Here is a 14006-nt window from a genome sequence, read left to right on the forward strand (position 1 = left end):
GATTGCTTTAATGGTTACCACCGCAAGCAACTCATAAGAAAATTCCCACAATATTGTGGGAATTTTCTTTTTCAAGCGATTAACAGTTTATTACTGAGCCAAGCCCACTTTCAGCAGACTGCCCTTATCGTCGTCGGTCAACAGATACAAGTAACCATCCGGTCCCTGACGAACATCCCGTATGCGCTGTTTCATGTCTTTCAACAGACGCTCTTCATGAACGATTTTGTCATTCTCGAACTGCAGCCTGATCAACTCTTCAGTGGCCAGCGCACCGATGAATACACTGTGATCCCATGCCTTGAAAAGGCTGTGGTCATAGAACGCCATGCCACTGAGGCCCGGCGACACTTCCCAGACCTGGAACGGAATTTTGGTTCCTTCGACAACCTTGCCCTTGGACTCCGGAATCGGCTGACCCGAGTAGTCGATACCGTGGGTCGCGATCGGCCAGCCATAATTCGCGCCACGCTCGATGATATTCAGCTCATCACCGCCCTTGGGACCATGCTCGTTGGTCCACAACGTCCCGGTCCAGGGATCCAGCGCGGCGCCCTGCTGATTGCGATGGCCATAGGACCATATCTCGGGGCGTACGCCCTTCTGGCCCACGAACGGATTGTCTTTCGGTACGCTGCCGTCCGGGTAGATGCGCACGATCTTGCCCTGCAACTTGTCCAGATCCTGCGCAGTGGGGCGCTGGTTGTTTTCGCCCAGCGCGATGAACAGGTAACCGTCGCGATCGAAGACCATCCGCGCGCCGAAGTGGTTGCCCACCGACAGTTTCGGTTCCTGGCGGAAGATAACTTCGAAGTCTTCCAGACGGGTCATGTCTTTGGACAGGCGACCACGCCCAGCGGCAGTGCCGGCGGTATCACCGTCGGCGGCAGTCTTGCCGCTGCCCTCGGAGTAGGTCAGATAGACCATGCGGTCCTTGGCGAAGTCCGGAGACAGCACGACATCGAGCAGACCGCCCTGCTTCTGCGCCCAGACTTGGGGCACCCCGGAAAGCGGTGCAGATAATTTGCCATCCGCCGACACCACGCGCAGGTTGCCGGAACGCTCTGTCACCAGCATGCCTTGCTTGTCAGGCAGAAAGGCCAGCCCCCACGGATGGTCCAGACCTTCGACAACGGGCGTCACCGTGACGGTGCCCAGTTCGCTTTTGTAGGACTCCGTAGCGGCGCTGGCCGTCAGTGGCAGGCTCAGAATGGCTGCAGTACACAATGTCGCGATCAGGGTTTTTCTAAGCATGAGCGTTTCCTTATGCATTGAGTCGACGTCCACACGGGTTCGCCGGTTTGAAAATTCAGTTGCCGCGCTTGGGGTCGGTTGTCGGTGTAGAAGGGCGTGGCGTGTTCTGGCGCGTAGGATAGCCGTTGCCGATGCCACCGTTTTCCAGAGTGGGCTTGCGCACCGGCGGCGCAATGTTGGGGCCACGAGACGGGGGCACGCTGGACTCGGTGCCTTGGCGGCTGTTGGGGTTGGCACGGTGAATCGGGCTGTTATAGGGGTTGCTGCTGGCACCGTTGTTGAGGGTGCTGTTTGGCAGCGTCTGCGCCTGGATCGCACCGATGCTGCATGACGCAACAAGCACGCCGCCGACAAGATTGCGCACAAAACTGTTCATCACTACCTCTGGGCAAAGTGAAAACTTCGGAGTAACCGTGAAGGCTCAGGCCTTTGATGGCAACCCGGGCCTCAGGTTCGACGCGACACTGCCAATGAGCAAGCAAAGCGCTGGGAGAGTTTGTAACAAGGATGGTCAGGGCTGTCGCAGCCGAACGACGCAACGGCCTGCAGCCCAAGGTTTTGCGGATAACAAAAGCCACACTGCAGACAGCCGGTGCGCTCAAAACGCACAAGCTGGCTCAGGGTGCCTACGCAGACTTCAACGGCATGCTGAAGGTAAAGACCGTGCCCTGCTCTCGCGTCGAGCACACCTCGAGCGTACCCCCATGAGCGATGGCTATCTCGCTGGCGATGTACAACCCCAGTCCGAGCCCGGCTTGCGGCTCGTCGGTGATGGGTCTCGAGTACGGCAGGAACAGTTGCGCACGAACCGATTCAGGTATCGGCTCTCCCTGATTGGTAACGCTGAGCACAAATACCTCGCCATGCACGCCTGCCGTCACTTCGACCGGGCTCTCGGCATCACCATGGCTGATCGCGTTGGACACCAGGTTGGAAAGCAATTGCGCGATTCGCTCGTGATCGCAGCGGATACGCTCCAGCGCGCCTATGTTCGAGTGAATCGGCCGCGACGGGTGAACACGCTGCACCTCTGAAATCACATGTTCCAGGGTTTTATCCAGGCCGGGCGCCTCATGGATACTGAGAGGAATGCCATGACCCATGCGGCCACGGGCAAAATCGAGCACGTCATCGACCAGCTGCGAGGCGCGCTGGCCAGAGGTCAGGATGTGGTACACGATCTGCTCGGCCTTTTCATCCAGCGGACGGCGCAGCAGCAATTCGGCGCTGGCATTGATGGCAAACAGCGGGTTGCGCAGGTCGTGCCCCAGGACGGCGATAAACTGCTCGCGCAGCTCAGCCACCTCACGTTCGGCGAGCAGGTCTTCACGCGCCTGTTGCAGGTTTTCCTCGGCCTCGATCTGCAGCGCCAGAAGACGTGCGAACGACACCATCATGGCCTCGATGGGCGTACCGATCAGCTTCGCCGGCTTGGGATCCAGCGCACAGATGGTGCCGAAAAAGGAGCCATCGGAAAGAAAGATCGGCACCGAGATATAGCTCTGGAAGCTGTACAGACGTGGTGTGTCATGCGCACAGAACAACGGATCTTCAGCAACATGATCAATCACCACAGCCTTGTGGGAGCTGCGAATCTCGTGGCAGATGGTGCTGCTCAGCTCCAGCTCGCCGCCGGGTTTCAAACCGAAATCGAGCTTGTCCAGGACCGCACAGGCCGTCCAGGTGGTTTCGGTTACACGCGCCACGGCGGCGAAACCCAACCCGGTGGATTCGGCAATAACTTGCAGGATGGCCGGCACCGCACTGATCCGACTGATCGTGGCCACATCATTTGAAAGGGATCGCCGCATGTAGAACCTGTATGAGCCTTGATGTGATGACGCAGCTCGTAAGTTTAGAACTGTAACGATTTTTCTGCACCCGTGAATAACACGGGTTGATCGTCAATCTGCATGAAACCTGATCAAACCTCGGTTTTCGCCGGGGGACGCGGAAACGCCACGGTGAAGGTCGTGCCCTCTTCAGCCGAAGAACGAACCGTCACATCGCCCAGATGGGCTCGAACGATCTCGCGCACGATAAACAGCCCGAGCCCGACGGTGCGCGTCTCGTCACTGTCGCTGACCACGCGTACGACGGGCTCGTACAGGTCGTCTACCTTCTCCATGGGTATCGGTTCACCCACGTTGTGCACCGACAGCTTGATCATCCAGGTGTCGAACGACGACGTAATCAAAACCTCGCCGTCGTCGGTGCCGTAATTGATGGCATTGCTGACCAGATTGCCAAGCATCTGCAGCAGGCGGTCAGGATCAGCCGAACACGCGCCCTGCCCTTCGCTGCGATGGGTCAGCACCCGATCCGGGAAAACCTGGCGCAGCTCTTCGACGCCCCGGGCGACGACTGCGTGAAAGTCGATAGGCTGAGGAACGACGGTAATCCCACTGCCGACCCGGGCGTGAGTGAAATCCAGCAGATCGACAATCATGCGATCGGCGCGGTCGGTGGAATGATTGATGTGTCCCAGAATCCGTTCCTGCCGCGACTCCAGCGGCGTGCGCTCCAGCAGCCCGGCAGCCATCTTGATCGCGGCCAGCGGGTTGCGCAGGTCGTGGCTGACGATGCCAATCATCTGTTCGGCAAAAATAGCCCGGATCTCCGCCTCGGCATGCGCCAGACGCAAGCGATTGCGCGCCGAGGTCAGCTCGCTCTGCACGGTCATCTGCTGTTGCAGGAGCTCTTCGGCGATCTTGCGGGCAGCCAGCAGTTCGCGCTCGTACTTGTTGCGCTCTTCGGCCAGGAACACGGCCACTTCATGCAGATACCCCGACGGGTACTCGCGGCGTACGGCATTGAGCATCATCGGAATGGGGCGGCCATCGGCATGAATCAGCTCGACCTTGACCTCGGCAATTGAACCTTGTGCCAGCAGCGTGGGCGCCCAGTGAGTCTGCAGAAAGGCCTTGCCTGCCAGACTCAGCAGTTCCTGAAAGCGGCGGCCCACAACAGCGTCGCGCTCCAGCCCCAGCCATCGGCAAAACGTCAGGTTGGCGCGCTCGATAGTGCCGTTGGGCAACGTGATCAACAGACCACAGGGCGCATGCTCGTAAAGATCTTCCGTAACAGGCAGACTCACCTGTTCAACGGTCATGTGCGGCGCTCTCGTAAAAGGCCAGAAACTGATTCATCGCAGTAATGCATTCCTGGGCTGCGCTCATGTGTGGGTAATGCCCTACGTTGTCGATCATGCGCAGGGTGCTGTCGGTAATGACGCGGTGCAAATATTCACCCACTTCGACTGGCACCACCATATCGTCGCTGCTTTGCAGAATGAGTGTTCTGCTCTTGAGTTGCGCGACATCGGCACGATGGTCGGATAAAAACGTCACGCGGGCAAACTGTCTGGCGATCTCGGCATTGGTGCGACAAAAACTGTTGGCGAGTTCTTCGCTCAGTTCAGGCCGGTCCGAGGCGCCCATGAGTGCGGGCGCCATGGTGCTCGACCAGCCAAGGTAATTGCTTTCCAGCGTCTCAAGCAACGAATCCACATCGGCGCGAGTGAATCCCCCCATGTAATCTTCCTCGTTGAGGTAGTGCGGGGATGGACCAATCATGATGTGACCGTCGAACCGGCCGGGCGACTGAAGCTCGGCCAGCACGGCAATCATGCAACTGACCGAATGACCGACGTGCACCACCGGCCCCTCTGCGGCGAACTCGTTGACCACTTGCAACAAGTCAGTTGCATAGCCCTTGAGCGACGAATACTTGTGCGGATACCAGGCCGACACATCAGAATTGCCGTTGCCCACCAGGTCGAACAGCACGACCTTGAAGCGCGCTGCGAAGTGCGGCGCCATAAAACGCCACATGTTCTGATCGCAGCCGAATCCATGAGCGAAAATCAGAGTAATCGGTCCGTCGCCTGAAATATTGACGTTGTTGCGCTGCTGGACCGACATGTCGGGCTCCAAAAATGGCCAGGTAAACGGCTGGGTATGTATACCGTGATAAAGATGGGAGGAGATTATCACCGTTAAAGGCACATTAGTGGCACAAACCGCACTTTAAGGCAGGAGCGTCACGAACTGCATGCCAATGCGGAGCATTGGCACGATGAGCAGTCAGATTTACGATGAGCGCGGAGCGTGGGGCTGACAAGACGCGGGATTCACTCGCCGATGTCTTCGTTCCACAGTTCGGGCTTGCTGGCGATAAAGTCTTTCATCATGTGTGTGCACTCAGGGTTGTCCAGCACGTCGATCTGCACGCCACGCGAGCGCAGCAGTTCTTCCTCGCCCATGAAGGACTCATTCTCACCGATGATCACTTTGCGAATCCCGTAGAGCAGGATCGCACCGCTGCACATCGCACAAGGCGACAGCGTGGTGTAGAGGACCGAGTCACGGTAGACACTGGCAGGCTGGCGACCGGCATTTTCCAGCGCATCCATCTCGCCATGCTTCGTCGCACTGCCCTCTTGTACACGACGGTTGTGGCCTCGACCGATGATTTTGCCGCCGTGGACGATGACCGAGCCGATAGGGATTCCGCCTTCCTTCAGCCCGAGTTGCGCCTCATCGAATGCTGCCTGCATGAATGCGTCCATGTTTTTTTGCCTCGTCTCGTCAAAATAGCTGTCAGCGTCGCAGTGCTGCCTCGGCATTGCTCAGCGCACGACTGACAAATTGTCCCAGCAGCTCCGATGATCGGGCTTTCATATCGACGCTGACCTGGGTGTTTCTCGACCTGAATCTGTTCCCTAATGCAGGCGAGTCCGCCCCCTGATTGAGCGAACGCAATTCCTCGGCGGTAAAGGCATGAGCATAAGCGGCTGCCAGATTGCGGTCCCACTGCGCCTGATATTCCGGCTTGAGGCGCTGCAATTCCTTCTGTACCAGTTCCTGCGCTTCAGTCTTGCCGACAGCCTGCACGATACCGGCAAACGTCGCCGTGCGCGAGGCGACCTGATAGCCCAGCCAGGCAAGGCCTTCGCCCAGGTTTCGTTGTTCCACCAGGGCCAGCGCCATGTCGTCGGCCTCTTCGGCGCTGGCCGGATGCATCGCGTCCAGGCACAGACAGGCAAGCAATGCCAGGCAGGTCTGCCAAGTACCGCGCGAGCCCCGAGCGTGATCAGTCATGACGCCTCCCGAGCATCGATTGACCCAAACCTGAACTTATCAGCTCGGCGGGGCTTTACCACTCGGCGCGTCGCATACCGGTCATCGATGCCGTTATCAGCTATGCGCCGCGTGTCATTCAGCAGGGCGATAATCAAAGACCGCTGCTGACCCGTTCCGCCACATCGGCAGGCACCCAGGCTTTCCAGACGTCGGGATGCTGCTTGAGAAAACGTGCAGCCACGACCTTGGCATCCTCATGCTTGTCACTCATTTCGCCCAGGGTCTTGTTCAGCAGGTCAATCGGGAAATCCACGCCCTTGAAGACACTCACCAGCTCAGGGTATTGCTTGCTGAACTCTGCCGATACGCCGATCGACAGCGTTGCCGCCAGCGAAGACGTGCCGCGCGGGTTGGGGTTGCTGGCGTCGGTCAGGGTTTTCCAGGCTTCAGCGTCAAAGGCGGGCTCGTCCAGTTTAATCAGCTTGTACTTGCCCAACAGGGGCGTAGGTGACCAGTAGTAAAACAACACCGGCTTGCCGAGCCGGATGGACGATGCGACCTCGGCGTCCAGTGCTGCGCCCGAGCCGGTGCGGAAATTGACGAAACTGTCGGCCAGGCCATAAGCCTTGAGTTTCTGGGTGTTGACGATTTCCGAGGTCCAGCCGCTCGGGCTGTTGAGGAATCGGCCCTTGTCCGGCGATTCCGGGTCTTTGAAGACGTCCTTGTAGCGCGCCAGGTCCGCGACAGACTTCAGGTCAGGCGCCAGCGGCTTGATACCTTTGGCGGCGTCGCCCTTGATCACGTACTCGGGCACCCACCAGCCTTCGGTCGCATCTTTGACGATGTTGCCCAGGCCGAGCACCTTGCCTTCCTCTTCAGCCTTGACCCACACCGGACTGCGTCCGGTCCACTCTTCGGCGATCACCTGAATGTCATTTTTCGCCAGCGCGGTTTCCAGGCTGACCGTACTGCCTGGCAGGGTATCGGTCGGGTAGCCATAGCCCTTCTCGACAATGGTACGCAGGACTTCAGTGATCAGGCTGCCGCTTTCCCAGGTCAGCGCGCCAAACTGGATAGGCTTGGTTTTTTCAGCCGCTGTCGCGGTCTGCCCCAGTAGGCCCAGCGCCAGAAGTGAACAGCCCAGTAGTCGTGTTATTGATTTCATGCTCACCTCAAATGGCGCGGAAGAAACGGGTCTGAAAGTATCGACACCAGCCTGCGCCGATTAGTTGTCACGGCTTGAGCCTCTGTATGATGCAAGGCTCCTATTTCAAGCGCAGCCGCGATGTCCGAAATCCAGTTCTACCCGCTACCTGATGAATGTCGCCCATTGCTGGGCAAGTTCTACCGCGAGCACCAGTCGTCAATGCGCGCTGCCAGCCAAGGCCAGGCATGGGTTGCAAAGCAGGCAGAAATCATCGGCGCGTTGTGCTTGACGCCTGTTGCAGAGGGGCATTGGCTGACCGGGCTGTTCGTGGCGCCGGCGCTGCGTGGACAAGCAGTGGCGCGGGGCCTGATCGAAGCGGCATTGCAACCTCTGGGCGGGCCGGTGTGGCTGTTCTGCCATCCTGATCTGCTGGGCTTCTACCAGCGCTCAGGGTTCGAGACGGCACAGCGTCTGCCACAGGCTCTGGGCGAAAGATTCATGCGTTACAGCCGCAGCAAGCCGCTGATCGCACTGTGCCGCGAAGCCTGACGGCTTCGCTGTGCCACACGACGATCACTCGTCGGCGTTGGGGTCCATGTCCGGAAACATCACGTCCATGAAGCCGAATTTGCTGAAATCGGTGATACGCGACGGGTAAAGCCGACCGATCAGGTGGTCGCATTCATGCTGAACGACCCGCGCGTGAAAGCCATGGGCAACACGCTCGATGGGCTGGCCTTGAGGATCGAAGCCTTCGTAACGAATGCTCTGATAACGGTCCACCATGCCGCGCAATCCGGGCACTGACAGACACCCTTCCCAGCCCTCTTCCAGCGTCGGGCTCAGCGGGGTAATCAGCGGGTTGATGAGGATCGTCTGCGGGACCGCCTCGGCCTGGGGATAGCGCTCGTTGCGCTCGAAACCGAAAATCACCAGTTGCAGGTCAATGCCGATCTGCGGTGCCGCCAAGCCAACACCGCCGACGCTGTGCATGGTTTCGAACATGTCAGCAATCAGCGTATCGAGCTCGCTGCTGCCGAACATCTCTGCGGGCACCGGAGGGGCGATGCGCAACAAGCGCTCATCGCCCATCTTCAGGATTTTGTGGATCATGACTGCCTGTCTCTTGCCGACTTAAAAAGCGATCTTGCCACAGAAATCGATCAGGCTTCGTCAGCCTTCTGCAGCGGCACTGAGTGGTCGCGGCCCAGACCGGAGACATGCTGCTTGTCTGTCTCGCTGCTTTCTTCCCCGCCGTCACCGGCTTCCTTCTCGCCTGCGTCCTTGCCTTCAGCGGACATGTGCTCGATCACCGCATTCATTTCCGCCCCCAGCAACAGCACCGCCGCCGAGATGTAGAAATACAGCAGCAGCACGATGATCGCGCCGATGCTGCCGTACATGGCGTTGTAGTCGGCAAAGGTCTTGACGTAAAAACCGAAGGCCAGGGAAGCAAAGATCCACACCACCACGGCCAGCACCGAGCCTGGGGTGATGAAGCGAAACTCCTGTTTGACGTCAGGCATCACGTAATAGATCAGTGCCACAGCGACCATCAGCAGAATGATGATCGCGGGCCAGCGCAGGATGGTCCACAGTGTGACGATGAAGTCTTCCATGCCGATCTGCGCGGCAATCCAGTTCATGACCTGCGGCCCGAGCACCATGAAGGCGGCCGCCGCCAGCAACATGCCGGCAATGCCTACGGTGTAGAGAATCGACAGCGGCAGACGCTTCCAGATAGGACGCCCTTCGACGACGTCGTACGCAGCGTTCATGGCGCTCATCATCAGGCGCACGCCCGCTGACGCGGTCCAAAGCGCGATGACGATACCGATCGACAGCAAGCCACCCTTGGACTGCTGCAACTGGTCGATGACCGGGTTGACCTGCTCGAGCGCCTGCGGCGGCAAGAGGAACTCCGATTGCAATCGCAACCAGGAGAAAAAGTCCGGCAGATGCAAGAAACCGATCAGCGCGATCAGAAACAGCAGGAACGGAAACAGAGAAAACAGCATCTGGTAAGCCAGTGCCGATGCATAGGTGGACATCTCGTCATCGAGGAACTCGTTGACGGTTCTCACCAGCACCTTGCCGACTTTCAATTTACGCAAATGGGGGAAAATCATGGCGCTTCCTCTCGCTCCCTTACTGGAAAACCTTACATCCTGAAAACCGGCATGCCGTAGGTGCCATATCGCGCTGACAGAGCCACACACGAATACCGATGGCACATTGACTGGACAGGCCATGAAAGGTTTCAGTCCCGCAGAGCAGAAAGCATAACGGCCATCCGTGGATGACCGTTATCGGTAATGCCCGCTCCCGGCGCCAACGCGCCGGAAACAATCGACTCAAGCCTTGTCAACGCCCTTCTTGATCGCGTCCTTGACCTTGCCTACGGCCTGCTGGCCTTCGCCTTTCAGCTCTTGTACCTTGCCTTCAGCCTGCAGCTTGTCATTGTCGGTAGCCTTGCCAACAGCCTGCTTGACGTTACCAACTGCTTCGTTGGCCATACCTTTGGCTTTATCGCTGGTGCTGCTCATCGAAAATCTCCTGGGTCTGAAGACCGCACTGGAATCGGATGTCGTACTCGACGAAAGATTGACCTGTGTGGGAGGCAAAGAGTTTCAACTATTTTCGGGGCCCTGTTGCCGCTCATCTGCCGTGCATTGGGGCAGGTTTGCGGCAGAGTTTGTGCGAGAATGCGCGCCACCGTTGTCCGGCAGGGCCGACACGCTGAACACACCGATTCACAGGAACGTTATGAAACTCGATAAAAAGCTGGCCATCGCACGCAGAAACCAGGATCTGGGTGGTGCAGTGCTGGGCGTCAACAACACGCATTTCGCCGTGCTGGACCACAAAAGAAACATCTGGTGGTTCGACCTGCCTGTCCCGCGCCTGCAAGTAGGTCAGTACGAGTGGCTGCACCTGCTGCTGCACACGCCTGAAACCGACCAGTTGCTGCATTTGAAAGTGACCACGGTCTTCATGCGCGATCACATGGAAGGCCTTGAAGTGCGCAATGCCGACAAGCGCAAGCCGACCGTCAGCCTGGAGCTGAGCGCCGACAAGGACTCTTTCCTCAAGGACATGCGCCCCAAGGGCAGCAACCTGAGTTTTGCCAGTTTCCTGCAGAAGTAGCTGTCAACGCGGCGGCAAATCAGTTGCTGCGTTCCCGTACTGTGCGGGGTGAACGTTGCGAACCGGCAACGCCCACCCCGCCCACTGCTTCACGCAAATCGACGTACCGCCAGATAGCCCGCCGTACCGGCCAGCGCCGACACAATCGTGCCCCACGCATGATCCACCAGCGCCAGCTGCCCCGGCCAGCCCTGCAAGGTGGCCCAGTTGGTCAGGTCATAGGTGCCATAGGCAATCAGCCCCAGCAGACCGCTGCACAATGTCGCATGGCTCAGTCGTTGCGCTCTGAGCGCAGGCATGACGCCGAAAAACACCACCCCCGCCCCATACAGCAGATAAAACGCGACGGCAGGTCCTAATACGGGCGTATCGAGCATCAGCGGTCCGAGCCATTCACGGTAGGTCGGCCCCATCAACACGCCCAGCCACAGTCCGTCGAGGATCAGAAACGCCAGCAATGTGCCGAAGTAAGCGATCAGTATTCTTTTCATGGCGCGTCCTTGATGAAGTTTCAGGGCCGGGAAAGCCCGCTTGAGGGTATGACCGACCAAAGGTAGACATTGATCCATCCAACTTCAGGACTTTTAAAAGGTTAAGGGAGTCAGTGTTAACGAGCGTTATGGAGTTTCAAGCACATGAACACTGTTGGTCCCCTGAAAATAGATGTCTGGAGCGACTACGTCTGCCCCTTCTGCTACCTGCAACTGGCCGTCCTGGAACAGCTTCAGCAAACCTACGGTGAACGGCTCGAATTCAATTGGCATGCCTTTGAACTGCGCCCTGATCCGCTGGCACTGCTCGACCCGAGTGCCGATTATCTGCGTGAAACCTGGTCTCGCTCAGTGCTGCCGATGGCCGACAGGCGTCAGGTGACAATGAAGATGCCCAGCGTTCAGCCGCGCAGCCGCAAGGTGCTGGAAGCCGCGGCGTTTTCCAGGAACGCAGGAAGTTTTGAAGCCTTCCACAAAGAGGCTTATCGGGCTTTCTTCGAAAAGGGGCTGGATATCGGCGAGACGCACACGTTGCTCGAGCTGGCCGCCACCACCGGACTGGATCGGCAAGCGATGGAGCAGGCACTCAACGCCGGTCATTTCGAAAAGGCCGTGATGGACGACCAGCAATTGGCGCAAAAGCTTGGACTCAGAGCGGTGCCGGTCCTGCTGCTGCGACGCAGTGGCGAGGCACTGGAAGACGCCCGGGTATTCAACGGCACCTTGCCGTTCGAGCGCCTGAGCCAGGAAATAGACGCGCTCGCCACCTGGGCCTGAGGTGCCGCAAGCTGCGTCGATTGCAGCTCACATCGATTAACTCAAGGGCACCCAGGCTGCGATGCCGTATCAGACCAGCTCGATACGGTCGGCGTAAATCACGATCTGGCCCTGCTTGTACAACGCACCAATGGCCTTTTTGAAGTTGCCCTTGCTGACGCCAAACAGGCCGCTGATGACCTGCGGATCACTTTTATCGCTGACCGGCAGCGTGCCGTCGTTCTCGCGCAGCTTGGCAAGAATCTTCGAATTCAGGCTGCTTGCGGCCTCTGCACCGACGGGCTGCAGGCTCAGGCTGATATTGCCGTCGCTGCGAATTTCCTTGATGTAGCCTTTTTCCTGCTTGCCGGCGCGCATGAACTTGAACACTTCGTTCTTGTGAATCAGGCCCCAGTGCTTGTTGTTGATGATCGCCTTGAAGCCCATGTCGGTCGCTTCGGCGACCAGCAAATCGACTTCCTGCCCCACGCTGTAATTGGCGGGAGTTTTATCCAGGTAGCGGTCCAGACGCGCAGTGGCGGTGATGCGCCGTGTGTGCTTGTCGAGGTAGACGTGAACCACGCAGTAATCACCGGCCTGCAGCGTGCGCTTCTCTTCGGAGTACGGCAGCAACAGGTCCTTGGGCAGGCCCCAGTCGAGGAACACACCGATGCTGTTGACTTCAACCACCTTCAGGCTGGCGAACTCACCGACCTGCACCTTGGGCTTTTCAGTGGTGGCGAGCAGCTTGTCTTCGCTGTCCAGATAGACGAACACATTGAGCCAGTCTTCATCTTCCGTAGGAACGTCCTTGGGGATGTACCGATTGGGCAGAAGGATTTCACCATCCTGCGCACCGTCCAGATACAGACCGAAGTTCGTGTGCTTGACGATTTGCAAGCTGTTGTAGCGCCCGATTAAAGCCATTTCCAGATACCCTCATTACGTGGGCGGCATTCTACCCGACTTTGAGTCCCGGTTCGCGTTGCGTGGCCGAAGGTGGCGATGCAGCCTCCACTCGTCAGTTTCCCGGTTACCCATTGATCGGTCTTGCTGGGCGGCGGCGCAGCGCCTCATCGAAAATTTATATCTGAAAACAGTCGGTTAGCACCATTTATAGGAAATCCGGCCAGCCACCGATTACAGGCCCGGCTCGGGCGAATGCCATATTCACCAAGCAATAATCAAGCGTTTCCTGTACTCTGGCTGGCCGTATTACGTTTATGAAGGTAAATGGCAGCCATGCGTATCAAAGCATCCCACTCGAAAGCCAAACCCGCCCCAGCCGTTGAAACGAGCGACTCGATCAACGCGCAGATTGCAGCTTTCCTGAAGTCCGGCGGTGAAATCCAGCAAATTGCCAAAGGCGTGAGTGGCCAGACCTTCGCACCTTCCAAGCAGATCAATCTCGGTAAAAAGTAAAACCGCGTCCTGCCTGTCGATCTCTACGCGCCTTGACACTCAAGGCGCTAGATTGACCATCCTTCGCTGGATATTCTTCCGGCCACGCTGCTACTCTCTCCTCTGATATCACTATGACCACGAGCTGGATCACGCTCTGGACGTTATCTTCTTTGTGGAATGCTCGAATGAAGAACTGGATGCTTTTCGGTGCACTTGTCTACCTTGGCGGCTGCGCGTCGCACCACTGCGAAAATGGCCCCAACGACAGTCAGCTCACCGACAGCCCTTGCCGGGCGGAGCACCTGCTGTATCAGAACGACATGCTGCAGGCCAAACTGCTGATCAGCGAAGACAACCGCGAAAACTATGAGCTGGCCGAAGCCATGCTGCGCCGCGCCGCACTTGACGACGCGTCGGGCGAAGCCGAGTTCTATCAGGCCGTGTTGCTGATTCGCCAGCAGGCCGACCCAAAGCAGATTATCGATTTGCTGCAAACCGCTGCGAAACACAAGCATCCCCTGGCCATCGCCCTGCTCTCCCAGCAATTGAGCGTCAGCGATCCAAAGCTTGCCGAACGTTACCAGGCTGAATACGCCCAACTGGACGTCGCCAAGAGCGGCTACCCGTCGTTCGAGCAGGCGCTGGTGGTGATTCGCGGTCTGATCATCCCCTCTGCGCGCACCACTGCGGCCAACTGACACACAACGGATCGACGAACGGTCC

General features: G+C 58.3%; 18 protein-coding genes. 5 read left to right on the forward strand and 13 right to left on the reverse strand.

Annotated elements, in window-relative coordinates; genetic code table 11:
• Positions 1–90: 90 nt before the first annotated feature.
• The 8 genes from V476_RS04080 to V476_RS04115 form a co-directional block, all read right to left on the reverse strand.
• Positions 91–1254 (reverse strand): PQQ-dependent sugar dehydrogenase, encoded by a 1164-nt coding sequence (locus V476_RS04080; protein WP_024961133.1) that lies wholly within the window; start codon positions 1252–1254, stop codon positions 91–93.
• A gap of 55 nt (positions 1255–1309) precedes the next feature.
• Positions 1310–1630 carry a hypothetical protein gene (locus tag V476_RS04085; RefSeq protein WP_024961134.1) on the reverse strand — a complete coding sequence of 107 codons (321 nt, stop codon included), beginning with the start codon at positions 1628–1630 and terminating at the stop codon, positions 1310–1312.
• 250 nt (positions 1631–1880) lie between these two features.
• Positions 1881–3065: a GAF domain-containing sensor histidine kinase gene (locus V476_RS04090; protein ID WP_024961135.1), complete on the reverse strand. Its 1185-nt coding sequence runs from the start codon at positions 3063–3065 to the stop codon at positions 1881–1883.
• Between the two features lie 113 nt (positions 3066–3178).
• A complete protein-coding gene (locus tag V476_RS04095; RefSeq protein ID WP_024649932.1) occupies positions 3179–4366 on the reverse strand; it encodes a PAS domain-containing sensor histidine kinase in 1188 nt (395 codons plus the stop codon).
• A complete protein-coding gene (locus V476_RS04100) occupies positions 4356–5177 on the reverse strand; it encodes an alpha/beta fold hydrolase (RefSeq protein WP_024961136.1) in 822 nt (273 codons plus the stop codon). Before V476_RS04100 ends, V476_RS04095 begins: the two co-directional genes overlap by 11 nt.
• Positions 5178–5386: 209 nt before the next feature.
• Positions 5387–5824 carry a nucleoside deaminase gene (locus V476_RS04105; RefSeq protein WP_003393272.1) on the reverse strand — a complete coding sequence of 146 codons (438 nt, stop codon included), beginning with the start codon at positions 5822–5824 and terminating at the stop codon, positions 5387–5389.
• A gap of 31 nt (positions 5825–5855) precedes the next feature.
• On the reverse strand, positions 5856–6356 hold the full coding sequence (locus V476_RS04110) for a hypothetical protein (protein WP_004416660.1): 501 nt from the start codon (positions 6354–6356) through the stop codon (positions 5856–5858).
• A gap of 133 nt (positions 6357–6489) precedes the next feature.
• Positions 6490–7503, reverse strand: coding sequence for an ABC transporter substrate-binding protein (locus V476_RS04115; protein WP_024961137.1), 1014 nt, complete (start codon positions 7501–7503; stop codon positions 6490–6492).
• Positions 7504–7623: 120 nt separating this feature from the next.
• Here V476_RS04115 and V476_RS04120 point away from each other — a divergent pair, with 120 nt between their 5' ends.
• Positions 7624–8034, forward strand: coding sequence for a GNAT family N-acetyltransferase (locus V476_RS04120; protein ID WP_024961138.1), 411 nt, complete (start codon positions 7624–7626; stop codon positions 8032–8034).
• Positions 8035–8058: 24 nt separating this feature from the next.
• On the opposite strand, the gene def is transcribed toward V476_RS04120, so the two are convergent.
• From def to V476_RS04135, 3 genes are all read right to left on the reverse strand, one after another.
• Complete coding sequence (gene def / locus V476_RS04125; protein ID WP_003314505.1) at positions 8059–8598, reverse strand: peptide deformylase; 540 nt, start codon at positions 8596–8598, stop codon at positions 8059–8061.
• A gap of 50 nt (positions 8599–8648) precedes the next feature.
• Positions 8649–9614, reverse strand: a complete 966-nt coding sequence (locus tag V476_RS04130; protein WP_024961139.1) for a YihY/virulence factor BrkB family protein — start codon at positions 9612–9614, stop codon at positions 8649–8651.
• Between the two features lie 225 nt (positions 9615–9839).
• On the reverse strand, positions 9840–10031 hold the full coding sequence (locus tag V476_RS04135) for a CsbD family protein (protein ID WP_003314503.1): 192 nt from the start codon (positions 10029–10031) through the stop codon (positions 9840–9842).
• Between the two features lie 220 nt (positions 10032–10251).
• Between V476_RS04135 and V476_RS04140 the strand changes: the two genes are divergently transcribed.
• Positions 10252–10632 carry a hypothetical protein gene (locus V476_RS04140; RefSeq protein WP_003314501.1) on the forward strand — a complete coding sequence of 127 codons (381 nt, stop codon included), beginning with the start codon at positions 10252–10254 and terminating at the stop codon, positions 10630–10632.
• Between the two features lie 89 nt (positions 10633–10721).
• Here V476_RS04140 and V476_RS04145 read toward each other — a convergent pair whose 3' ends face one another.
• Positions 10722–11123 carry a DUF2177 family protein gene (locus V476_RS04145; protein ID WP_024961140.1) on the reverse strand — a complete coding sequence of 134 codons (402 nt, stop codon included), beginning with the start codon at positions 11121–11123 and terminating at the stop codon, positions 10722–10724.
• Positions 11124–11267: 144 nt separating this feature from the next.
• Here V476_RS04145 and V476_RS04150 point away from each other — a divergent pair, with 144 nt between their 5' ends.
• A complete protein-coding gene (locus V476_RS04150) occupies positions 11268–11900 on the forward strand; it encodes a DsbA family oxidoreductase (RefSeq protein WP_024961141.1) in 633 nt (210 codons plus the stop codon).
• A 69-nt stretch (positions 11901–11969) separates the two neighbouring features.
• On the opposite strand, the gene V476_RS04155 is transcribed toward V476_RS04150, so the two are convergent.
• On the reverse strand, positions 11970–12806 hold the full coding sequence (locus tag V476_RS04155; RefSeq protein ID WP_024961142.1) for a CvfB family protein: 837 nt from the start codon (positions 12804–12806) through the stop codon (positions 11970–11972).
• 306 nt (positions 12807–13112) lie between these two features.
• On the opposite strand from V476_RS04155, the gene V476_RS04160 reads away from it, so the two are divergent.
• Together V476_RS04160 and V476_RS04165 are read left to right on the forward strand one after the other, a co-directional pair.
• Positions 13113–13301: a hypothetical protein gene (locus V476_RS04160; protein WP_002554403.1), complete on the forward strand. Its 189-nt coding sequence runs from the start codon at positions 13113–13115 to the stop codon at positions 13299–13301.
• Positions 13302–13468: 167 nt separating this feature from the next.
• Complete coding sequence (locus V476_RS04165; RefSeq protein WP_003314495.1) at positions 13469–13981, forward strand: hypothetical protein; 513 nt, start codon at positions 13469–13471, stop codon at positions 13979–13981.
• Positions 13982–14006 lie beyond the last annotated feature (25 nt).

Origin of the sequence: Pseudomonas syringae KCTC 12500 (assembly GCF_000507185.2) — a bacterium.
GTDB classification, from domain to species: domain Bacteria; phylum Pseudomonadota; class Gammaproteobacteria; order Pseudomonadales; family Pseudomonadaceae; genus Aquipseudomonas; species Aquipseudomonas syringae.

Excerpts from the sequence above, each read along its gene's own strand:
- V476_RS04080 (WP_024961133.1), bottom strand. The coding sequence starts at position 1,254 with ATGCTTAGAAAAACCCTGATCGCGACATTGTGTACTGCAGCCATTCTG.
- V476_RS04085 (WP_024961134.1), bottom strand. The coding sequence starts at position 1,630 with ATGAACAGTTTTGTGCGCAATCTTGTCGGCGGCGTGCTTGTTGCGTCA.
- V476_RS04090 (WP_024961135.1), bottom strand. The coding sequence starts at position 3,065 with ATGCGGCGATCCCTTTCAAATGATGTGGCCACGATCAGTCGGATCAGT.
- V476_RS04095 (WP_024649932.1), bottom strand. The coding sequence starts at position 4,366 with ATGACCGTTGAACAGGTGAGTCTGCCTGTTACGGAAGATCTTTACGAG.
- V476_RS04100 (WP_024961136.1), bottom strand. The coding sequence starts at position 5,177 with ATGTCGGTCCAGCAGCGCAACAACGTCAATATTTCAGGCGACGGACCG.
- V476_RS04105 (WP_003393272.1), bottom strand. The coding sequence starts at position 5,824 with ATGGACGCATTCATGCAGGCAGCATTCGATGAGGCGCAACTCGGGCTG.
- V476_RS04110 (WP_004416660.1), bottom strand. The coding sequence starts at position 6,356 with ATGACTGATCACGCTCGGGGCTCGCGCGGTACTTGGCAGACCTGCCTG.
- V476_RS04115 (WP_024961137.1), bottom strand. The coding sequence starts at position 7,503 with ATGAAATCAATAACACGACTACTGGGCTGTTCACTTCTGGCGCTGGGC.
- V476_RS04120 (WP_024961138.1), top strand. The coding sequence starts at position 7,624 with ATGTCCGAAATCCAGTTCTACCCGCTACCTGATGAATGTCGCCCATTG.
- def (WP_003314505.1), bottom strand. The coding sequence starts at position 8,598 with ATGATCCACAAAATCCTGAAGATGGGCGATGAGCGCTTGTTGCGCATC.
- V476_RS04130 (WP_024961139.1), bottom strand. The coding sequence starts at position 9,614 with ATGATTTTCCCCCATTTGCGTAAATTGAAAGTCGGCAAGGTGCTGGTG.
- V476_RS04135 (WP_003314503.1), bottom strand. The coding sequence starts at position 10,031 with ATGAGCAGCACCAGCGATAAAGCCAAAGGTATGGCCAACGAAGCAGTT.
- V476_RS04140 (WP_003314501.1), top strand. The coding sequence starts at position 10,252 with ATGAAACTCGATAAAAAGCTGGCCATCGCACGCAGAAACCAGGATCTG.
- V476_RS04145 (WP_024961140.1), bottom strand. The coding sequence starts at position 11,123 with ATGAAAAGAATACTGATCGCTTACTTCGGCACATTGCTGGCGTTTCTG.
- V476_RS04150 (WP_024961141.1), top strand. The coding sequence starts at position 11,268 with ATGAACACTGTTGGTCCCCTGAAAATAGATGTCTGGAGCGACTACGTC.
- V476_RS04155 (WP_024961142.1), bottom strand. The coding sequence starts at position 12,806 with ATGGCTTTAATCGGGCGCTACAACAGCTTGCAAATCGTCAAGCACACG.
- V476_RS04160 (WP_002554403.1), top strand. The coding sequence starts at position 13,113 with ATGGCAGCCATGCGTATCAAAGCATCCCACTCGAAAGCCAAACCCGCC.
- V476_RS04165 (WP_003314495.1), top strand. The coding sequence starts at position 13,469 with ATGAAGAACTGGATGCTTTTCGGTGCACTTGTCTACCTTGGCGGCTGC.